Source organism: Blautia sp. MCC270, from assembly GCF_018785605.1.
Taxonomy (GTDB): Bacteria; Bacillota; Clostridia; order Lachnospirales; family Lachnospiraceae; genus Blautia_A; species Blautia_A fusiformis.
This window is the reverse complement of sequence record NZ_WQQD01000018.1, coordinates 1-21499: the sequence shown is the minus strand read 5'-3', so window position 1 is coordinate 21499 and position 21499 is coordinate 1. Positions and strand designations below refer to the sequence as shown.

Sequence of the window (21499 nt, the reverse complement as noted above, 5' to 3'; positions counted from 1 at the left end):
TTATCGTTTTTTTATTTATCGATCACTTCCACCGGTGTGTCATCCCGTGCATCCAGATCGTTAATATATTTTTTAGTCTCTTTTACGATCACACTGGAAAGCAGTAATACTGCGATCAGGTTTGGAATAGCCATCAGTGCATTCAGGATATCCGCTACGGTCCATACCAGGTTCAGAGAAATAACAGGGGAGATGGCAGCTACCGCAATGTACAGCACACGATAGGGGATGAGTCCCTTTTTGCCGGAAAAATACTCCACGCACCGCTCGCCATAATATGCCCATCCAAGGACTGTAGAATATGCGAAGGAAATGATACCCACTACAAGGATCACAGGACCAAGAACCGGGATCTGCTGAAAAGCCAGTGTAGTAAGAACACCGCCATCAGTGATATTTCCCATGTCGATCGAAGGATTTTTCATAATACTGGTTACCAGAACAAGACCGGTCATCAGACATACCACAACGGTATCCCAGAATGTACCGGTGCTGGAAACGAGAGCCTGACGAACCGGATTTCTTGTCTGTGCGGCAGCAGCGGCGATGGGGGCAGAACCCATACCGGATTCATTGGAAAAAAGTCCTCTTGCGATTCCATACTGCATGGCCATCATGATACCACGTCCTACAAGACCTCCTGCAGCAGCACCAGGGGTAAAAGCAAATTTGCAGATGGTTTTTACTGCGGGAATGATAAAATCGAAATTGATCCCCAGGATGATGATACATCCAATCACATAGAAAAATGCCATAAACGGAACAAGACGCTCACATACATTGGCGATGGATTTGATCCCGCCAAAAATAACAAAAGCAGTAAGAACTGCCACAGCAATGCCGATCGCTGCCGGCGGAATATGAAGGTTCTCATTACATACCGTTGCAATGGCATTGACCTGGGTAGCACATCCGATTCCAAAGGAAGCAAAGCCACCGAAAAAGGCAAAGATCAGACCAAGCCAGCGCATATTTAATCCGCGCTCCAGGGCATACATAGCACCACCCTGCATACGGCCGTCTTTGGTTTTGACGCGGTATTTTACAGCGATGAGAGACTCACTGTATTTGGTGGCGATTCCGAAGACACCGGTAAGCCAGCACCAGAGGACTGCACCGGGACCGCCAAGAGCAATGGCAGTACCGACACCGATGATATTTCCGGTTCCAATAGTGGAAGCAAGGGCTGTTGTCAGGGCGCCAAACTGGCTGACTTCACCTTCCGCATTGGTATCTTTGGTGACAGACAGGCGAATGGCGGTACCGATCTTACGCTGGATCACACCGGTACGGATGGTCATGAAAATATGGGTGCCCAGAAGTAAAATGATCATCCACCAGCCCCACACCAGACTGTCGATCTGGTTTATCACATTTCCGATTGCATTCATCATAGAAATCTCCTCCCTTTCTCAAAGCGAAATTTCTGCAGGACTGCAGAAATAGCACAAGGGCGCACAGACACAGGAAACATGTGCTGTACGCCCTTGTACATTACGCTCTTAAGTTTTGATTATTGCGCTAATTATACAGGAATATTCAGAATAATGCAACAAAAATATTCCATCTGAACAGAAGGTTTTTCTGAAAACCAGATAATCACAGGAGATTTTTTGTTATAGAGAAAAAACAAAGTTATAGAGAAAAAACAAAAATCATGGTAAAATAAAAATGCAGGACAAAAAAGGTTAGATCAGGAGAAAACGTATGAAAAAGAATCACTTTGAATTAAAAAATTATGTTATGGCAACCGGCGTTTTTATCTTGGCGGTTATAGCAGGGATTCTTATTTTTTTCGAGTGTGTGCAGAGGGCTGTACAGGTGAATTCTCAGAATACATTGAAGATAAATGTGCAGAGACAAAGTGAACATTTGCGGACGATACTGGATATTAATTATCAATATCTGAATGAGATTGCCTCTGCAATGGGAAGATCAGAAGAACTTTTTTCAGAAGAAAATAAAGAACGACTGATATCCATTTATGAAAAGACAGACCTGGAGAGGGCTGCTCTTATTGATAAGAATGGAGATGCATACTACGACAATGGAGTAACCAAGAATGTTTCTCATCGCAGATATTTTCAGGAGGCTATCAGTGGAGAGCAGACCATCAGCGATCCCCTGGAAAGCAGTGTGGACCATAAGGTGCGGGTGGTTTTAGGTGTGCCGGTATACAAAGACCATAAAGTGATCGGTGTGTTGGGCGGATCCTGTAATGTTACAGCGCTGAGCCATATGCTTTTTAATGATCTTTTTGATGGAGCGGGAAACAGTCTTCTGGCTACAAGTGATGGAGAGATCATTGCCTTTGACAGTGGTTCGGCGTCTGGTACGGAGATCACATATGGAATCAATCTTTTTAAATATTACGGAGAAAAAAATCTCAAAGGAAAGCATGCTCTTCAGGATATTCAGGAAGATTTTAAAGTTGGCGAAAGTGGTCTGGTGAAGTTTAGTCTCAAAGAGAGAAAAGAAGAGGACCGGTATCTGGCATATATGCCTCTTGGATACAATGACTGGATGATCTGTTATGCAATTCCTGTAAAAAGTGCACAGCAGGCTTATGAATTCATTTCTGGTTATGAAATCCTATTTATGGGAAGCTTCTGTATTCTGGTGCTGCTCCTGCTCCTGTATATTGTTGTAAGAAATAATCAGGAGAAAGCGGAATTGGTACGTTCTGCCCAGAAGGATGCGCTTACAGGCGTTTATAACAGAGAGAATACGCAGAAGGTGATCGATGCTATTCTGAGAGAAAAAGCTCCGGAAGGCTTTCATGGCTTCCTGATCCTGGATATGGATCATTTTAAAGAAGTGAATGATGTTTACGGACATGTCATGGGAGATAATGTATTAAAAATGCTGGGAGGTTTTCTTAAAGAGCAGTTCCGGGAACAGGATGTGATCGGGCGTATCGGCGGGGATGAGTTTGTGATCCTGCTCTGTAATATCGGTTCCCGGAAAAATATGGAGAGCAGAATAAAAAAACTTCATGAAAAGCTCAGGGAGATCCGTATGGAAGGCATGGGAGAGCATACATTTACTTTTAGTGCAGGAATTGCTTTTGCACCACAGGATGGAGATACCTTTATGGAACTGTATCAAAAAGCAGATTTTGCCCTTTATCAGGTAAAACGCTCCGGAAGGGATGGCTACCGGATCTATAAATAACAATAAAAAAGACAGAAGATATCCTGAAGAGAAAAAAGGAAATCTTCTGTCTTCTTTTTGTATAAATTGGAATGGGAAGCTTTGATGTCCTTAGGCTTCCGGAATTTTTTGAATGATCGTTCTGTTTATGACAACCAGGAAAGCTACGGACACGATCAGAGAAATGATCTCCGCAATGGGGAAAGACCACCATACTGCGTGAAGTCCGCCGATGGAAGCAAGGATATAAGCAGCAGGTACCAGGACAAACAGCTGACGCATGATAGATACGATCATACTGAATACAGCTTTTCCGAGTGCCTGGAATACAGTTCCCGCAATGATACAGAACCATGCGATCAGATAGTGGATTCCTATGATACGAAGTGCAGGGATTCCGATGGTAAGCATATCTTCGGAAGCACTGAACAGCCCCAGCAGTGTTTTCGGAATAAATTCAAAGGCAAGAAAACCAATGAATGTAAAACAGAATGCGATGAACATGCTGACTTTGACAGTTTTAAGCATACGCTTTCTGTGGCGTGCACCATAATTATAGGCAATGATCGGTGTAATGCCGTTGTTAAGTCCAAATACAGGCATGAAGAAAAAACTCTGTAATTTGAAGTAAACACCAAATACTGCAGTTGCAGTGACTGTGAACTGTACCAGGATCAGATTCATGCAGTAGGTCATGATAGAACTGATGGACTGCATGATGATCGATGGAATACCTACTGCATAAATATGGCCGATGATCTTAAGGTCAGGACGGAAGCCCCTGAAGCTGAGCCGGACTTCATGATTAAATTTATGGTTGCAGATTCCGGCAACGATGCAGGCTACACACTGTCCGATCACAGTAGCTACAGCAGCTCCGGTAACACCCATTTTCGGAGCACCGAACAGACCAAAGATCAGGATCGGGTCAAGGATGATGTTGGTGATGGCACCGCACAGCTGAGAAGTCATGCTGAATATGGTTTTTCCTGTGGATGTGAGCAGACGTTCAAAGAAAAACTGTCCAAGCAGACCAAAGGAGAATATCATAACTGTGCTCAGATATTCAATCCCAAATTTAAGGATCTCAGGGTCTGCGTTATGTACCTGGCTGGCATAAAATGGTTTTACTACTGTAAATCCAAGGATCAGGAAAACCAGATAGCTTAAGCCATACAGGAAAGCAGCATTGCTGGCTGTCCGATCAGCTTTTTCAAAATTCTTTTCTCCAAGGGATTTGGAAAGCAGTGCGTTCATACCCACACCGGTACCTGCACCTACTGCGATCAGAAGTGTCTGCAGTGGAAAAGCCATGGAAACTGCCGTCAGAGCATTTTCGGAAAGCATGGCAACGAAAACACTGTCTACAATATTGTACAATGCCTGCACCAGCATGGAGATCATCATTGGCAGAGACATGTTTAGTACAAGCCTTCCTACGGGCATGGTCCCCATTTTGTTTTCTGCTATGGGAGCAGATGTACTTTTTTGATTCATATTTCCTCCATTTTGTATTTTGTAGTTTTTGACCTAATTATATATATTAGCATGAAAATATAAGGGATTCAAGAAAAGAATATCCTTCTGACATTATTATAAATGGTCCATACTATAAGTATTTAAACGATTTTGATAGTTGACATGAATTTTCAGATATGCTATGCTTATGTAGATTTTGAAGGACAAGAAAGAGTCTTTTCAAAGCAATTATTTTGGACCACTCCATTTTGGGGTCAAGGCCATACGGACAGCCGGGTCCACTGCCGCTGATGGTAACTTTGGTTGCCTTATTGATTGAGTTAGAAGCTCAAATTTTATAAGTTGGTTCCTTTGATAACCGTCATGCGCATGTTGCGCAGACTTGTGAAACGGTCAATAAGAGTAGTAAAAGTATGATTGCTATATAGACTCTGACATATATCATCCGGATTCTGATCTCATGTAAATATGGGGATTCTCATATTTATATGCGATGAAAATAAAATCAGGAAGAATGATCTAAGCAGGTTTACGGTTTTGTATCGGCCTGCTTTTTTTGTGCGGATAAAGGAACTGGAAATGGAGAAGCAATGAACAGAAGTCGTTTTAAACTGGACCAGAATCATGCTCCAATTCATGAAGCTCTGGAAAAATTCCTGCGTATGAGAGTAGTACCTTTCGATGTGCCGGGACATAAAAGAGGAAGAGGAAATCCGGAGCTTACTGAATTTCTGGGACAAAAATGTGTAGGTGTGGATGTAAACAGCATGAAGCCGCTTGATAATCTCTGTCATCCCGTATCTGTGATCCGGGAGGCGGAAGAGCTGGCAGCAGATGCCTTTGGAGCAGCGCATGCATTTCTTATGGTTGGAGGAACTACAAGCTCAGTGCAGACTATGGTGCTAACTGCCTGTAAGAGGGGAGATGAGATCATTCTTCCCCGAAATGTCCACAGAAGTGTGCTGAATGCGCTGGTTCTGTGCGGAGCAATCCCGGTCTATGTGAATCCGGAGGTGGATCAGAGACTTGGGATTTCTCTTGGAATGCGACGTGAACAGGTGGCAAAGGCAATTAAGGAGCACCCAAATGCGGTGGCTGTGCTGGTGAACAATCCCACCTATTATGGAATCTGCAGTGATCTTCGCGCAATTGTACGCATGGCTCATGAAGCAGGAATGCTGTGTCTGGCAGATGAGGCACATGGAACCCATTTTTATTTTGGCGGAGGTCTGCCGGTTTCGGCAATGGCAGCCGGTGCAGATATGGCGTCTGTATCCATGCATAAAAGTGGCGGAAGCCTGACCCAGTCCAGCCTTCTTCTTACAGGACCAGGTGTTCATGCCGGTTATGTCCGTCAGATCATCAATCTGACTCAGACTACTTCAGGCAGCTATCTTCTGATGTCAAGTCTTGACATTTCGCGCCGGAATCTTGCACAGCGAGGACGCCAGATTTTTCATCAGGTAGCAGATATGGCAGAGTATGCAAGGGAAGAGATCAATGCTATTGGCGGCTATTATGCATTTGGAAAAGAGCTGGTGAATGGAGATTCGGTTTTTGATTTTGACATTACGAAATTAAGTGTACATACCCTGGATATCGGACTTGCAGGAATCGAGGTTTACGATATACTGAGAGATGAATATGATATTCAGATCGAATTTGGTGATATTGGAAATATTTTGGCTTATCTGTCGATCGGAGATCGTGCCCAGGAAATAGAGCGGCTGGTAAGTGCTCTTGCGGAGATCCGCAGGCGATTCCAGAAGGATAAATCAGGATTGCTGGATCAGGAATATATCGATCCTCAGGTAGTGACAAGTCCTCAGGAAGCTTTTTATGCAGAAAAATGCAGCCTTCCTCTCAGAGAAACCGAAGGCAAAGTATGCAGCGAGTTTGTAATGTGTTATCCTCCGGGAATCCCGATTTTGGCTCCGGGGGAACGAATCACTCCGGAAATCCTGGATTATATTGAATATGCCAAGGCAAAAGGATGCAATATGACAGGCCCTGAAGATCCGGATATATTGCGTTTAAACGTACTGGCAGGGAGGTAAAGAAAATGGAAATGTGGTTTTCGGAATTTCATACACCGGATGTGAAGCATAGTATCCGGGTAAACCGTCAGCTTTATTCAAAGCAGAGTGACTATCAGAGAATTGATATTTTTGAGACACCGGAATTTGGCAGGGTGCTCACACTGGACGGTAATGTAATGCTCACAGAGCGTGACGAATTTATTTATGACGAAATGATCACTCATGTACCTATGGCTATTCACAAAGAAGCCAAAGATATTCTTGTGATCGGAGCAGGAGACGGCGGAGTTGTACGTGAACTGACCAGGTATGACCGTGTCAGCCATATTGATCTGGTAGAGATGGATCCTATGGTAGTAGAAGCCTGTCGCGCATATCTTCCGGGAAATGCCTGCAGGCTGGATGACAGGAGAGTGCACCTTCATTATGAAAATGCGTTGAAATATATACGCCGCTGCGAAAATAAATATGATCTTATTATTGTAGATTCCTCGGATCCCTTTGGCCCATCGGAGGGATTATTTACCCGTGAATTTTACGGAAACTGCTATAATGCGCTGAAGTCGGATGGAATCATGGTTAATCAGCAGGGAAGTCCTTTTTATTCCGAGGATGCGCATGCCATGCAGCGCAGTCACAAAAGAATTGCCAGTACTTTCCAGATCAGCCGTGTTTACCAGGCTCATATTCCTACCTTTGCTGCCGGCTACTGGCTGTTTGGCTTTGCAAGTAAAAAATATCATCCTGTGGATGACCTGGATTCGAAGGCATGGAATTCACTGAATCTTCGCACCCGTTACTATACTACAAGGCTTCACAAAGGTGCATTTTATCTTCCGGCTTTTCTGGAGGAAATGCTTCAGGAGGTGGAGGACTGATTTATGATCTTACCAAATATTGAAAATTTTATCGGTTGTGACAGCAGCTTTGAGGAAGCAGAAATTGTTCTTTACGGAGCTCCCTTTGATTCGACCACAAGCTTTCGTCCGGGAGCCAGGTTCGGTCCTTCTGCCATTCGTCATGAAAGCTTTGGACTGGAAACCTACAGCCCTTATCAGGATCGTGACCTTATGGATATCCGGGTATTTGACAGTGGAGATCTAGAGCTTTGCTTCGGCAGCAGTGAAAAGGCGCTTGCTGATATACAGGATCGTGCAGAGGAAATCCTGAAAGAGGGAAAAATGCCGCTGCTTCTGGGGGGAGAGCATCTGGTGACACTGGCTGCTGTGAGAGCTGTCGCCGGGAGATATCCGGGACTTCATATTATTCATTTTGATGCGCACGCAGATTTAAGAGACGATTATCTTGGTGCTCATTTAAGTCATGCGTGTGTTATCCGCAGATGCTATGATATTCTGGGAGATGGGAGGATACATCAGTTTTGTATCCGAAGCGGGGAAAGAGAAGAATTCCGGTTTGCAAAAGAGCATACAGATTTTCATCCCTTTACCTTTGAAGGCCTGGAAGAAACCGTACAGGAATTGGCCAGGAAGCAGGTTCCGGTATATTTTACCATTGATCTGGACTGTCTGGATCCATCTGTATTTCCGGGAACCGGTACACCGGAGGCAGGAGGCGTAAGCTTCCTTGAATTGCTCGCTGCTATCCGGAAGGTATCAGAATTAAATATTGTGGGAGCAGATGTCAATGAGCTGGCACCTATGCTGGATCCAAGCGGTGTTTCCACAGCTACAGCATGTAAGGTGGTCAGGGAACTGCTGCTGGCGGTGGCAAAATAAAAACAGTTACGAAAATTGAGTATAAAAAAGGAGACAAAAAACATGAGCAGAGTACTTGTAATCGGCTGCGGCGGAGTAGCCAGTGTAGCAATCCAGAAGTGTTGTCAGGCAGATACTGTATTTACAGAACTGTGTATAGCAAGCAGGACAAAAGAAAAATGCGATGCACTTGCCCGGAAACTGGAAGGAAAAACAAAAACAGTTATTACCACCGCAAAGGTGGATGCGGATGATGTAAACCAGCTGATCCAGCTGATCAATAGTTACAAACCGGATCTGGTAATGAACATTGCGCTTCCGTATCAGGATCTGACCATCATGGATGCATGTCTGGCATGTGGTGTGAACTATATGGATACGGCAAACTATGAGCCGGAGGATACGGATGATCCCAAATGGCGTGCTATTTACGAAAAACGCTGCAAGGAAGCGGGATTTTCCGCATATTTTGATTATTCCTGGCAGTGGGCATACCGGAAGAAATTTGAAGAGGCAGGACTTACAGCACTTCTTGGCTGCGGCTTTGACCCGGGTGTTACCCAGGCATATTGTGCATATGCATTAAAGCATGAGTTCGACCAGATCGATACCATTGATATTCTGGACTGCAATGGAGGAGACCACGGATATGCATTTGCAACCAACTTTAATCCGGAAATCAATCTTCGTGAGGTAAGTGCGCCCGGAAGCTACTGGGAGAATGGACATTGGGTGGAAATTCCTCCGATGGCGATCAAGCGGGAATATGATTTTGATCAGGTCGGCGATAAAGATATGTATCTTCTGCATCACGAGGAGATCGAGTCCCTTGCCCAGACAATTCCGGGAGTAAAGAGAATCCGTTTCTTTATGACCTTCGGACAGAGCTATCTGGATCACATGCGCTGTCTGGAGGATGTGGGAATGCTTTCTACTACTCCGATCAACTATAATGGACAGGAAATCGTTCCTATCCAGTTTTTGAAGGCTCTTCTCCCGGATCCGGCCAGCCTGGGTCCACGTACTAAGGGAAAAACTAATATTGGCTGCATTTTCACCGGGGTAAAGGATGGAAAAGAGAAAACCTATTATATTTATAATGTTTGTGACCACCAGGAATGTTATAAAGAGGTTGGAAGTCAGGCAATCAGCTATACGACAGGCGTTCCGGCTATGTGCGGAGCATTAATGATGCTTACCGGAAAATGGATCCGCCCGGGAGTGTACACAGTAGAAGAATTTGACCCGGATCCGTTCCTGGAAGCACTTGACAAATATGGACTTCCACGCAGCGAAAATCATGATCCGGAGCTGGTGGATTAATGGAAAGAACAGATACAAGACCACCCTTTGCAGCGTCCGGCGGAATTATTCCGCCGGAGCTGCGGAAGATCAAAACACCTTGTTATGTTCTCGACGAAGCGGCGCTTATAAAAAATGCAGAATTAATGGGGAATATTGCCAAGAGAACAGGCTGCAAAATGCTCCTGGCACAGAAGGCTTTCAGTAATTATGACTGCTATCATCTTTTGGAACCATATTTGACAGGAACAGAAGCAAGCGGACTGTACGAAGCCAGGCTTGGTGCCCAGGAGATGCCCGGAAAAGAGGTACATGTATTTTGCGCCGGATATCGTGAGGATGAATTTGAGGAGCTGCTTAGCTTTGCAGATCATATAGTGTTTAACTCTCCTTCTCAGCTTCTTCGCTTTGGAAAAAGAGTGAAGGAGGCCGGGAAAAGTGCAGGGCTTCGGATCAATCCGGAATGCTCTACCCAGGAGGGACATGCTATTTATGATCCCTGTGCCCCAGGCAGCCGCATGGGTACCACAAGGGCACAGTGGGAGACTGCTGTGAGAAAGCATCCGGAGCTGATCGGATTATTGGATGGTATTCATTTTCACACCCTTTGTGAGCAGGACTCTTCTGATCTGGAAACTACTCTTACAGCAGTAAAGACGAAATTCGGAGATCTGATTTCTCAGATGAAATGGCTGAACCTGGGAGGTGGACATCATATTACAAGACCAGGCTATGATATTGCACGGCTTGAGAAGTGCATCAGAGCAGCAAAGGAAGAATGGAAGGTAGATGTTTATCTGGAGCCCGGAGAGGCATGGGCCTTAAATGCAGGATTCTTTTTGACAACTGTTCTGGATGTGCTGCAAAATGGTGATACCCGGCTTGCAATTTTGGATGGAAGTGCTGCCTGTCATATGCCGGATGTTCTGGAAATGCCTTATCGTCCTCCTCTTCTTGGAGCAGATGAACCGGGAGAAAATGCAGTCACAATCCGGCTCGGAGGACCAACCTGCCTGTCAGGAGATATCATAGGAGATTACAGCTTTTCAGAGCCGTTGAAGTACGGAGATATCCTCATGTTTGGTGATATGGCCATTTATACAACCTGCAAGAACAATACCTTTAATGGAATGCCTTTGCCTGATATATGGCTGAGACATGGCGATAAAACCATGGAACGTCTTACTGATTTTGGGTATGAAGATTTTAAAGGCAGACTTGGACGCTGCAGGAAATAAGAGCAGTTTTTTTGAAAAATAATATTGACAGGTTTAATGAAAAATGGGAGGGAGATTCAAAAATGAGCAAAAACGAAGGAAAAGGGTTAAAGTCTTTTAACAAGGGATTCCAAGTGCCTGATACCTACATTATCATCTTTTTTGTAGTTGTTTTCGCAGCACTTATGACATTTCTTGTACCAAAGGGATTTTACGAAACACAGGATATTTCATATATGATCAATGGTGTTGAGAAAACCCGCACAGTAATCAAAGACGGAAGTTTCCAGTATCTGACAGATGATACAGGAAATGTAGTAACAGAAGGAGTAGCACTCTTTAGTGGAGATGGTGGAACAGGATTTTTTAACTATATGTATAACGGAATCGTAAATAGTTCTGCAATCGAGATTATCGCATTTCTTATGGTAGTAGGTGGTGCATTCGGTATCATGATCCGTACAGGTGCGATTGAATCCGGATTGATCGGATTGATCCGTAAGGCAGAGGGAGCAGAAAAACTACTGATTCCGATACTTTTCGTACTGTTTTCTCTTGGTGGAGCAGTTTTCGGGATGGGAGAAGAAGCGCTTCCGTTTACTATGATTCTTTGTCCGTTGTTTGTAGCAGTTGGATATGATTCAGTTATCGCAGTTCTTGTTACTTATGTTGCAACACAGATTGGTTTTGGTTCATCTTGGATGAATCCATTCTCTGTAGGTATTGCACAGGGTATTGCAGGTATTGACGTATTCTCCGGAGCAGGATTCCGTATGGTAATGTGGGTAGTATTTACAGCACTCGGCTGTGGAATGACTATGTTCTATGCATCAAAGATCAAAAAGACTCCGACAATCTCAATCGCATATAAGACTGATTCATATTTCCGTGAGCAGAATGAAAAAACAGGAATTGACGAAGGACATTCATTTGGTCTTGGACACATTTTAGTTCTTCTGACACTGGCTGCTACAGTAGTATGGGTAATTTGGGGAGTTATGACTCAAGGATACTACATGCCGGAGATTGCTACACAGTTCTTTATTATGGGAATTGTTTCCGGTGTGATCGGAGTTATCTTTAAACTGAACGACATGAAACTAAATGATATTGCAATATCATTCAAAGATGGAGCAAAAGATCTGATTGGTGCTGCACTTGTTGTTGCTATGGCACAGGGTATCATGCAGGTTCTTGGTGGATCTGATCCGACCACACCTACAGTTATCAATACAATTATGTATAATATTTCAAATGCATTGGCTGGAGTTTCCGGAGCGGTTGCAGCAGTACTTATGTATCTGTTCCAGTCCGTATTTAACTTCTTTGTTGTATCCGGAACAGGACAGGCTGCGATCACAATGCCGATCATGGCTCCACTGTCAGACCTGTTAGGTGTTTCACGACAGACAGCTGTAGTTGCATTCCAGCTTGGTGATGCATTTACAAACCTGATTGTTCCTACATCCGGATGTCTGATCGGATCTCTTGCAATTGCAAAGATCGAGTGGTCTAATTGGATTAAATTCATGTGGAAATTCCTTGGCGTCTTAATGATTGGTGCAATCATTACAGTTCTTATTGCAGTTGGAATTGGATTCTAAAACATGCATTGGATAATTGGGAGTGATTTATGATGAAATTAATTCAGAATATTGATGTTTATGCTCCACAGCATCTGGGGAAAAAAGATGTACTTATGATCAATGATAAGATTGTTAAGATTAAAGATGCAGGTTCTATATCCGCAGACGGATTTCTTTCTGAGGCAGAAATGATCAATGGAGAGGGGTTACTTTTAACTCCGGGATTCATTGATAGTCATGTTCATGTACTCGGAGGCGGTGGCGAAGGTGGATTCGCCAATCGTACTCCGGAAGCAACTATGGAAGGACTTACGAAGTTTGGAGTAACAACAGTTGTTGGCTGCCTTGGAACAGATGGAATCGGTCGTGATATATGTGCACTGGTTGCAAAGACAAAAGGATTGAATGAGCAGGGAATGTCTGCATACTGTTATACAGGCAGTTATCAGATTCCGGTTCGTACGTTGACTGACAGTATTGTGAAAGATATTATGATGATTCAGGAAATCATTGGAACTGGAGAAATCGCGATCTCCGATCATCGGTCTTCACAGCCGACTTTTGAGGAATTTGTACGTGTCGTTGCGGATACAAGACTTGGTGGTGTTCTTTCCGGGAAAGCTGGTATTGTAAATGTTCATCTTGGTGACAGTCCGAGATGCTTAGATCTTATTGAACGGGTGGTAGATGAGACAGAGATACCGACTTCTCAAATACTGCCAACACATATCAATCGAAATGAGCTGCTTTTCTGCAAGTCAATGGAATATGCGCTGAAAGGCGGAGCAGTAGATTTTACCGGAAATGAAGATATTGACTATTGGGAAACTATCTGTGATGAGGTACGAGTATGTAATGGTATCAAACGGATGTTAGATGCAGGAGTAAATCCTAACCGCATGACAATTTCTTCTGATGGACAGGGAAGCCTTCCGATGTACAGTAGTGATGGCGAATTCCTTGGAATGGGCGTTGGACAGTCCAGCTGCCTTCTGAAGGAAGTTAAAGAGTGTGTGTTTAAAGCGGATATCCCGTTGGAAATTGCACTTTCAACAATAACATCCAATCCGGCAGAAATCCTTCGTCTTAATGGAAAAGGAAAGATTGAAGAGGGCTATGATGCGGATCTTTGTATCCTGGATCAGGACCTGCAGCTTGTTGAGGTAATAGCAAGAGGTAAAACAGTGTATACAAAATAGAATCAGAAATATCCGGTATAAGAACAGATGTGTTCCGTACCGGATATTTTACTAGTATACATTCTAATAGATGGGGGCAAAATAATGCTGACTTATACATATGTTTCAAAGGGAAAATTTGAACTAATGGAAAAACCGAAACCAGTGCTCATGCATGAACGAGATGCCATTGTAAAGGTGACACTGGCCAGCATCTGTTCCAGTGACCTGCATATTAAACACGGAAGTGTTCCGCGTGCAGTCCCGGGAATTACAGTTGGCCATGAGATGGTAGGTATTGTTGAGGCAGTCGGTTCTAAGGTGACGCATGTAAAACCGGGAGACCGGGTGACTGTAAATGTAGAAACCTTTTGCGGAGAGTGTTTTTTCTGTAAGAAAGGATATGTAAACAATTGTACCGACAAGAATGGTGGCTGGGCACTTGGCTGTCGTATCGATGGGGGACAGGCAGAATATGTCCGGGTTCCTTTTGCAGATCAGGGATTGAATAAAATCCCGGAAGGTGTTACGGACAGACAGGCTTTACTGGTAGGAGATGTTCTTGCTACTGGTTATTGGGCAGCACGTATTTCTGAAATCACAGAGGAAGATACTGTACTAATCATTGGAGCCGGTCCAACGGGAATATGTACTTTACTTAGTGTTATGCTGAAAAATCCAGCGAAGATCATTATATGTGAAAAGGACGAGACACGTATTCGCTTTATTAATGAGCATTATCCGGAGATTCTTACTGTTTCACCGGAAGACTGTAAAGAGTTTGTTAAGACTAATAGTGAGCATGGTGGAGCTGATGCAGTCCTTGAAGTTGCCGGAGCAGAATCGACATTTAAACTGGCGTGGGAATGTGCCCGACCAAATGCAATCGTGACAGTGGTTGCGCTTTACGATAAAGCGCAGATGTTACCACTCCCAGATATGTATGGTAAAAATCTCACTTTTAAAACAGGTGGAGTGGATGGCTGCGATTGCGAAGAAATTCTGAAGCTGATATCAGAAGGTAAGATCAACACGGAACCGCTGATTACGCATACATATCCGTTAAACAGGATTGAAGAGGCATATGAATTGTTCGAAAATAAGAGAGATGGTGTGATTAAAGTAGCAGTGGAATGCTGAGAAACAGGTACGGGAGGCTGAACAATAGTGAGTTTATTACAAGTAATTTTACCCGTGATCATAATGCTTATTATTGGGATGATCTGCAGAGAGAAAAAACTGATCCGCCCAGAGAGAATTGAAGGACTTCAGGCATTGGTTATGAATTTTACACTTCTAATCTCATTGTTTTATACTTTTTATCGGGCAAGTATTAAAGCAGATACTGTGATATTTCCAGTTACCTTCTTCGGAGTGACCGCAGGTGGGATTTTTGCAGGAAGGCTGCTTTGTAAACTTTTAAAAGAAAAGGATATCTATTTTCCCTTTACACTGACAGGATATGAGGCTGGAATGCTGGGATATGCTTTGTTTGGTATTCTGCTTGGAAATGATAAGATCACGCAATAACTTGCTTAATCTTGCCCCATTTTGCCAAGATGGCAGCTAAAACACACATTTCACAAATCCCCGAAATCCATTGCAAAACAGGGCATTTCCGGGCAAATCAAGGAGAAATAAAACAATGATAAAAATATTTTTCATCTGCCACGGCAGAACTCCATGACTACTCGCAATCCTCGGAATAATGGGGCAAACTGGGGCATAATTTGGCGTCCGCCGGGGGTGAGACTACCAGGAGACTACAAATAAACGACTTTAAATTCGGGAATGTAGGGGCAATCGTTAATCGGGTATATATTGTATGCACCCCTTGCTGATAATCGTTAATCGGGTTCTACCAGGTGACTACTACACTTCAAAATTAAAAGTTTTCTTTCCATAATATATGGATTTGTTCTCTTGCACCGCCCATGTGGAGACGGTTTGCCTTTTGGGTAGGGAAATAGTCAACGATAAGAACGTTGAGTATGCTCATGTTGATTATGAGCCAAAAGATGCAGAGTATCTGAAAAGTGCTAAGGGTTCAGCGTCATACAGAGAAATCAAAGAGTGGATTAAGGAACAACATGATGTTTCTGTATCAAATCTATACATTGCTCAAGTAAAAGACAAATTAGGCTTTGAGAAGCGTGAAAATTATAATAAAGGTGTTGACGGTCATAGAGTACCGAACTGTCCAGCTGAGAAAGAAAAATTGATTCTGGAAGCGTTCAAGCATTTTAGAATGATATAAGAAAAAATCAGAATGAGAGAAAGTGGAGAACATCTGCTTTCTCTTTTTTTGATGTTCTGAAAAAAATTTTTTTGAGCTGGATACGTTGTCAGACAACACGTTTAAAGTAAATGATACATAATTGGGTAGGAAAAGTATTGCAATTAGAAATCCAGTGTGCTAGACTTTTATTAAACCATAAGAAATACAGTAAAATGGAGGAATAAAGATGGCAAAGCAAAAAGGTTGGACAAATTCAATTCCTGTTCAGGAAAGAACATTTCTTACCCAGAGAGAGCTTAGTAGATATACTGGCATCAGCTATGATTTAGTTAGAAAATATGTCAAGGGTGGGGAATTTGAAGATTATATTACAGTAGGAAAACAGAATAAAGTTATGGTAGATAGAATCGCTTTTGAAAATTTCCTTAAAGCGAAAAAACATATTGAAAAGTAAAATTACAAAAAAATAGCAACTGTGAGTGGCATCACTGTTGCTATCAAGGAAGTTACCAAGAAATTCTTTCAGTTATTATTTATGCTCATATATTAGCATATTTTCTTGGTGACTTCAAGAGAAAAACAGAAGATTCATGAAAACATGAAATCATGAGAAAGGACATGTTAATATATGGCTAGAACTTACGAAGAAACTATTTTTGATGCAACAGTAGATGCTGTGAACGATGCATTAGCACAGCCAGTGTTGCCAACACCTGATGAAATTAAGGGTAATATTTTAGATAACAGCAGAAACGAAGTTACAATGTATAATTCGATTGCTCAGCAGGGGGCAAAGTGGAAGGTGCCTGTGGAGTTGGAAACATATCAGATTGCGTATATAATGCTGCGTGTGCATTATATTGCATTGATTGAGACAACTGAATCTGAAGATGATGCAGATTGTTCTCTTTTGGGCGTATACATGGAAGATGGTGAAGATGAAGGTATTTATACAACAAAGGATTCTGAAATCCGTCGTATTGCAAGACTCTATAAGAGAAGAATCACATATAAGGAATTTCAGGAAATGATGTATATCATGAGAGAGGAAGCTCCGAGAGTGAAACGCTGTAGTGAGCGGAATCTGATTGCTGTCAATAACGGTATTTTTGATTTTGATACAAAGACTTTGATGCCGTTTACACCGGATAAAGTGTTCACTTCAAAATCAAGAGTAGATTACAATCCAAATGCAAAAAATGTGGTGATTCATAACGATGAAGATGGTACAGACTGGGATGTAGAAAGCTGGATGAACACATTGTCTGATGACAAAGGGGTGGTTACAATTCTCTGGCAGATTTTAGGTGCTATCATTCGTCCAAATGTATCATGGAATAAGGCTTGTTTTATGTATTCAGAATCTGGTAACAATGGTAAAGGTACATTGTGTGTATTGATGAGACGGCTTGTCGGAGAAGGAAGATATGCATCTATTCCATTGAAAGATTTCGGTAAAGATTTTATGCTGGAACCTTTGATTAGAACTACATCTGTTATTGTTGATGAAAACGACGTCGGTACATATATCGACAAGGCTGCGAATTTAAAGGCTGTAATTACAGGTGATACAATTCAGGTTAATCGTAAATTTAAAGCACCGATTTCTTTTAAGTTTAAAGGATTTATGGTGCAGTGTCTGAACGAAATGCCAAGAGTGAAGGATAAATCTGATTCATTCTACAGACGTCAGCTTTTCATTCCGTTTACAAAATGCTTTACAGGTGCGGAACGCAAATACATCAAGGATGATTATCTGAAACGTAAGGAAGTCGTAGAATATGTGATGTATAAGGTTCTTAATATGAACTATTATGAATTCGATGTTCCAGAAGCATGTAAAACAGCATTGGAAGAATATAAGGAGTTCAATGACCCTGTAAGACAGTTCATGGCTGAAATTATGCCGGAATTACAGTGGGATTTTGTTCCGTTTACATTCTTGTATGATTTATACAAAGAATGGTACAAAAAGTACGTTGGAAAACAGGAAGTAAAATCATTACAGGTATTTATCAAAGATGTTCTGAATCTGCTGAAAGATTATCCAGATTGGGATTGTCCTGACAGTAAAAAAGCTGTCAGACCTAAGAATATGATGGATAAGCCAGAATGGATGATTGATGAATACAAGCTGGAAGATTGGTATAGCACTACATACAAAGGAAATGATTTAAAGAAAAAGTGTTGTCCGACGTTGAAATCAAGTTACAGAGGAATTTTAAGAGTGTAATACAGAGTGATAGTACAGAAAATGTGCTATCACTTTTTATTTTTCGGGATTTTTTGAGAAATGTAGCAGAAATGTAGCACGTTTCGTGCTACATGAAATCCGTTGACTGGTACTGGATTTAGCGAATTTTACAAAAAATGTAGCATGTAGAAAAATGTTGATGCTACATGAAATCCGTTGATACACAACAGATTTATCCATTTGTAGCAGATGTAGCACATTTTTTTAAGATATATACACGTGAAAAATAAAAAAAGCCTAAAAACATTGATTTATGAGGATTTTACTTTGTATCATTGTGATGTTATCTATAAGTGTATTTTACTTTGTATCATTATGATATTATGTGTAATTTGGATAAATCCGTTGATACGTAATGGATTTGTATTTAGTGTAGACTAAAATAAAAATGTTATATATATGTTCCAAAAAAAACGTGCTACACGTGCTACAAAACACATAAATCCCTTACCCAGTACTGGATTTATGCGTAGCACGTTGTTTTTTTGTCTGCTACACTGTCTGCTACAAAAACGCTGAATGTGCTGCTGGGCACTGGATTTATGCGTAGCACGAAACGTGCTACATTTTTTGGGCTTCTGTATTTTCAAATGCTGATAATATCTATCATCACATTTTCCATATATGCAATTAGCAGAACAATTCAAAACCCATCGTTTAACACGCCGTATGACGTCACCACGCGTATAAAATCACTAATCTGTAAAATTACTCGATTTTATATGAAAATCTTCACCACGGGCTTATTTTTAATCAAATACGGAATATTGAAACATGATAGCGATTTTAAATGTGTATTTGGGTAGGGAAAAGCAGCTTGAAATCCACTGTATTATCATGATATAATGTTTTCATGAAAACATGAAACAATGAAATCATGAAAGGAGCATGAATCATGAAGAATATATTGATTATCAACCGTAAGGGCGGTGTTGGTAAGACGCTGGTTGCAGATGAGCTTGCTTTTGCTTTGGATGCCAAGAATGTTCCGTATTGCTTTTATGACCTCGACGGTCAGGGCGGTACACTGCATGAACCTGTTGAAATGGATAATGCGGATATATCAATTATTGATACACCGGGTTCATTACAAGGTGAGATGGGTGAATGGGTCAAAGATGCGGATGTAGTTATTATTCCGATGCGTCCAAGTGTGACGGATATGCCAGCTACGGAAACAACGATTGACCTTGTAAAGCGTAATGCACCAGATACACCTATTGTGTATGTGGTTAATGGTACAAATAGATTTAAGGCTACAAAGGAATTTATGGAATTTTTCAAAGAAGAACATAAAGACGAGCCAATCTATTGCCTGCCACAAAGTGAAGCGTTTGTACAGTCAAGGCTTGCAAATCAGTCGGTGGTTGCATATAATCCAAGGCTTCCAGCTGCATTGGCTACAAGCGTGCTGACACATGGCGTATGGAAAATCTTAAAATTGAAATTTTAATGAAATCATGATAAAATGAAATCATGAAAATTGAATTAGGAGTAGTAGCCGACTTTATGGGATATGTGGGTAACTCGTAGAGTTATCCATATTTTCCATAAAGTTTAGAAAGGAGATTTTAAGATATGACTGAAAATAGATTCAAAGCTCGTCAGCAAAAGCGAGCTGTTGAGGAAGAATCACGTCTGGAACAGGCAAAGGGTGGAACTACATCTGAATCTGGAAAAAATCATGGAAATCAGAAAATGGTTCCTGTCCAGTTCTATATGACAAATGATATGAAGAAAAAATTGAAAATGTATTGTCTGTCCAATGATACAAAGATGACAGATGTTTTGAATAAAATGACAGATGAATTTTTGAAATCACAAGGATTTTAATGAATTCATGAAAATGTGTACAAAAAGAAAGGATGCGTATTATGGCAAATATTAATGAAACAATTTCTGAGGTTGCAAAGTTAAATCCAGAGCTTGCACGTCAGATTCAGAAATATGTAAAAGACCATTCGTATGGTTTGGTTTTTGAACATAATTTACCGGAAGCAGTTAGGCTTTATAAAAAGCAACCTGCTGTAGGTGATACAGTGAATATTCTTGCACCTCGTGGACAAAAGGAAACGGAAGAAAATTCTGTTCCTTGGTGTGTGAAATATATTGATAATGGTATTGCATATCTTGAACATGATGGAGAAGCAAAAGATGTTCCATTAGAAGACATCTGTGTCCTTGTGAGTTATAGGGATGTTATCTATCCAGGATTAAAAGAGATTGACCGTGTAGAACGTGGAAATCCAGAAGACCCATATCATATGGTGATTAATTCTGAGAATTATCATGCGTTAGAAGCATTGACATATGCATATGCTGGTAAGGTTGATTGTATTTATATTGACCCACCATATAATAAAAAAGATACAAAAGATTGGAAATACAATTGCAATTATGTTGATGGGAATGACCAGTATAAGCATAGTAAATGGTTGGCATTTATGGAGCGTAGATTAAAATTAGCAAAACAGTTACTTAATCCTAAGGATTCAATGTTAATTATAGCAATTGATGAAGTTGAGTGTGCAAGGCTGTCTATATTATTGGAACAGTTATTTCCGGCTTCAAATATTGATATGGTTACAACAGTTACTAATCCTAGAGGAAAACAGCGGACTGGTAGATTTTCAAGAACTGAAGAATACTTATTTTTTGTACAGAATGGAAATGCTACTATTCATCAAGAAGAAGATATGGATGCGACAGGGGTTACAAATATTTCTTGGCGTACAATGAGAAGAAGCAGTTTGAATCAAAGACGAGGGAATCATGGATATGGTGCTGTTGGACCCAACCAGTTTTATCCTATATATGTAAACGATAAAGGTAAAATTGTCGATATTGGTTCACCTTTGCCAGAGACACAGGATATTACTGATTTTCCAGCACCAGAAGGAACGACTGCTGTTTTTCCTATAAGGGATGATGGAACGGAAATGAATTGGGCAATGACAAATACTACTTGTGCTGAAATGCTTAAAAAGGGTTATATCAGAGTGGGACGTTATACACCTAAAAAACCACAAAAGTGGGAATTGTCATATTTATTGTCAGGTGTTGTTGATGATGTTGAAAGCGGTCGTGCAACTATTATTGGAAAAAATTCTGATGGTAGTATTAAGGCAATTTATGTTGATGAGATAAAGAAAGCACCAGTTTCTGTATGGATGAGACCAAGTCATAATGCAGAAACTGAAGGAACTAATTTGTTAAAAAATATTTTTGCTGATGAAAAAAGGTTTCCATATCCAAAATCATTGTATGCAGTCAGAGATTGTTTGAAATATTATTTGGATGATAAACCGAATGCATTGGTTGTTGATTTTTTTGC

Annotated in this window: 18 protein-coding genes; 16 read left to right on the top strand and 2 right to left on the bottom strand. The window is 41.4% G+C overall.

Going from position 1 to position 21499, the window contains the following annotated elements:
- Positions 1 to 11: 11 nt before the first annotated feature.
- Positions 12 to 1391 (bottom strand): alanine/glycine:cation symporter family protein, encoded by a 1380-nt coding sequence (locus GPK58_RS06695; RefSeq protein WP_418443756.1) that lies wholly within the window; start codon positions 1389 to 1391, stop codon positions 12 to 14.
- A 316-nt stretch (positions 1392 to 1707) separates the two neighbouring features.
- Here GPK58_RS06695 and GPK58_RS06690 point away from each other — a divergent pair, with 316 nt between their 5' ends.
- Positions 1708 to 3174, top strand: a complete 1467-nt coding sequence (locus GPK58_RS06690) for a sensor domain-containing diguanylate cyclase (protein ID WP_215638389.1) — start codon at positions 1708 to 1710, stop codon at positions 3172 to 3174.
- A gap of 90 nt (positions 3175 to 3264) precedes the next feature.
- Here the strand turns inward: GPK58_RS06690 and GPK58_RS06685 are convergent, their stop codons facing one another.
- Positions 3265 to 4650: an MATE family efflux transporter gene (locus GPK58_RS06685; protein WP_092070385.1), complete on the bottom strand. Its 1386-nt coding sequence runs from the start codon at positions 4648 to 4650 to the stop codon at positions 3265 to 3267.
- A gap of 572 nt (positions 4651 to 5222) precedes the next feature.
- Between GPK58_RS06685 and GPK58_RS06680 the strand changes: the two genes are divergently transcribed.
- From GPK58_RS06680 to GPK58_RS06610, 15 genes are all read left to right on the top strand, one after another.
- Positions 5223 to 6689 carry an aminotransferase class I/II-fold pyridoxal phosphate-dependent enzyme gene (locus GPK58_RS06680; RefSeq protein WP_015524484.1) on the top strand — a complete coding sequence of 489 codons (1467 nt, stop codon included), beginning with the start codon at positions 5223 to 5225 and terminating at the stop codon, positions 6687 to 6689.
- A gap of 5 nt (positions 6690 to 6694) precedes the next feature.
- Positions 6695 to 7549 carry a polyamine aminopropyltransferase gene (speE, locus tag GPK58_RS06675; protein ID WP_114001773.1) on the top strand — a complete coding sequence of 285 codons (855 nt, stop codon included), beginning with the start codon at positions 6695 to 6697 and terminating at the stop codon, positions 7547 to 7549.
- A gap of 3 nt (positions 7550 to 7552) precedes the next feature.
- On the top strand, positions 7553 to 8410 hold the full coding sequence (gene speB / locus GPK58_RS06670; RefSeq protein ID WP_015524486.1) for an agmatinase: 858 nt from the start codon (positions 7553 to 7555) through the stop codon (positions 8408 to 8410).
- A gap of 42 nt (positions 8411 to 8452) precedes the next feature.
- Positions 8453 to 9712, top strand: coding sequence for a saccharopine dehydrogenase family protein (locus tag GPK58_RS06665; RefSeq protein ID WP_022426348.1), 1260 nt, complete (start codon positions 8453 to 8455; stop codon positions 9710 to 9712).
- Complete coding sequence (locus tag GPK58_RS06660) at positions 9712 to 10929, top strand: carboxynorspermidine decarboxylase (RefSeq protein ID WP_092070382.1); 1218 nt, start codon at positions 9712 to 9714, stop codon at positions 10927 to 10929. The genes GPK58_RS06665 and GPK58_RS06660 overlap by 1 nt, the downstream gene beginning before the upstream one ends.
- Before the next feature lie 62 nt (positions 10930 to 10991).
- Complete coding sequence (gene yfcC / locus GPK58_RS06655) at positions 10992 to 12512, top strand: putative basic amino acid antiporter YfcC (protein WP_215638388.1); 1521 nt, start codon at positions 10992 to 10994, stop codon at positions 12510 to 12512.
- 32 nt (positions 12513 to 12544) lie between these two features.
- Complete coding sequence (iadA, locus tag GPK58_RS06650; protein ID WP_118368405.1) at positions 12545 to 13693, top strand: beta-aspartyl-peptidase; 1149 nt, start codon at positions 12545 to 12547, stop codon at positions 13691 to 13693.
- 84 nt (positions 13694 to 13777) lie between these two features.
- A complete protein-coding gene (locus GPK58_RS06645) occupies positions 13778 to 14812 on the top strand; it encodes an alcohol dehydrogenase (RefSeq protein WP_015524494.1) in 1035 nt (344 codons plus the stop codon).
- Between the two features lie 27 nt (positions 14813 to 14839).
- A complete protein-coding gene (locus GPK58_RS06640; RefSeq protein WP_215638387.1) occupies positions 14840 to 15202 on the top strand; it encodes a hypothetical protein in 363 nt (120 codons plus the stop codon).
- 424 nt (positions 15203 to 15626) lie between these two features.
- Positions 15627 to 15929 (top strand): hypothetical protein, encoded by a 303-nt coding sequence (locus GPK58_RS06635; RefSeq protein ID WP_252195780.1) that lies wholly within the window; start codon positions 15627 to 15629, stop codon positions 15927 to 15929.
- Between the two features lie 208 nt (positions 15930 to 16137).
- Positions 16138 to 16365 (top strand): hypothetical protein, encoded by a 228-nt coding sequence (locus tag GPK58_RS06630; RefSeq protein WP_117854749.1) that lies wholly within the window; start codon positions 16138 to 16140, stop codon positions 16363 to 16365.
- Between the two features lie 174 nt (positions 16366 to 16539).
- Entirely contained in the window at positions 16540 to 18144 is a 1605-nt protein-coding gene (locus GPK58_RS06625; RefSeq protein WP_215638386.1) for a DNA primase family protein, read from the top strand.
- A gap of 916 nt (positions 18145 to 19060) precedes the next feature.
- Complete coding sequence (locus GPK58_RS06620; RefSeq protein ID WP_117854757.1) at positions 19061 to 19618, top strand: ParA family protein; 558 nt, start codon at positions 19061 to 19063, stop codon at positions 19616 to 19618.
- 125 nt (positions 19619 to 19743) lie between these two features.
- Positions 19744 to 19998, top strand: a complete 255-nt coding sequence (locus GPK58_RS06615) for a plasmid partition protein ParG (protein ID WP_215638385.1) — start codon at positions 19744 to 19746, stop codon at positions 19996 to 19998.
- Positions 19999 to 20039: 41 nt separating this feature from the next.
- A partial coding sequence (locus GPK58_RS06610; RefSeq protein ID WP_215638384.1) for a DNA methyltransferase occupies positions 20040 to 21499 on the top strand: 1460 nt, incomplete at its 3' end.

What these genes read in the sequence shown, in the direction of transcription:
- GPK58_RS06695 (WP_418443756.1), bottom strand. Translation starts at nt 1,391, where the DNA reads ATGAATGCAATCGGAAATGTGATAAACCAGATCGACAGTCTGGTGTGG.
- GPK58_RS06690 (WP_215638389.1), top strand. Translation starts at nt 1,708, where the DNA reads ATGAAAAAGAATCACTTTGAATTAAAAAATTATGTTATGGCAACCGGC.
- GPK58_RS06685 (WP_092070385.1), bottom strand. Translation starts at nt 4,650, where the DNA reads ATGAATCAAAAAAGTACATCTGCTCCCATAGCAGAAAACAAAATGGGG.
- GPK58_RS06680 (WP_015524484.1), top strand. Translation starts at nt 5,223, where the DNA reads ATGAACAGAAGTCGTTTTAAACTGGACCAGAATCATGCTCCAATTCAT.
- speE (WP_114001773.1), top strand. Translation starts at nt 6,695, where the DNA reads ATGGAAATGTGGTTTTCGGAATTTCATACACCGGATGTGAAGCATAGT.
- speB (WP_015524486.1), top strand. Translation starts at nt 7,553, where the DNA reads ATGATCTTACCAAATATTGAAAATTTTATCGGTTGTGACAGCAGCTTT.
- GPK58_RS06665 (WP_022426348.1), top strand. Translation starts at nt 8,453, where the DNA reads ATGAGCAGAGTACTTGTAATCGGCTGCGGCGGAGTAGCCAGTGTAGCA.
- GPK58_RS06660 (WP_092070382.1), top strand. Translation starts at nt 9,712, where the DNA reads ATGGAAAGAACAGATACAAGACCACCCTTTGCAGCGTCCGGCGGAATT.
- yfcC (WP_215638388.1), top strand. Translation starts at nt 10,992, where the DNA reads ATGAGCAAAAACGAAGGAAAAGGGTTAAAGTCTTTTAACAAGGGATTC.
- iadA (WP_118368405.1), top strand. Translation starts at nt 12,545, where the DNA reads ATGAAATTAATTCAGAATATTGATGTTTATGCTCCACAGCATCTGGGG.
- GPK58_RS06645 (WP_015524494.1), top strand. Translation starts at nt 13,778, where the DNA reads ATGCTGACTTATACATATGTTTCAAAGGGAAAATTTGAACTAATGGAA.
- GPK58_RS06630 (WP_117854749.1), top strand. Translation starts at nt 16,138, where the DNA reads ATGGCAAAGCAAAAAGGTTGGACAAATTCAATTCCTGTTCAGGAAAGA.
- GPK58_RS06625 (WP_215638386.1), top strand. Translation starts at nt 16,540, where the DNA reads ATGGCTAGAACTTACGAAGAAACTATTTTTGATGCAACAGTAGATGCT.
- GPK58_RS06620 (WP_117854757.1), top strand. Translation starts at nt 19,061, where the DNA reads ATGAAGAATATATTGATTATCAACCGTAAGGGCGGTGTTGGTAAGACG.
- GPK58_RS06615 (WP_215638385.1), top strand. Translation starts at nt 19,744, where the DNA reads ATGACTGAAAATAGATTCAAAGCTCGTCAGCAAAAGCGAGCTGTTGAG.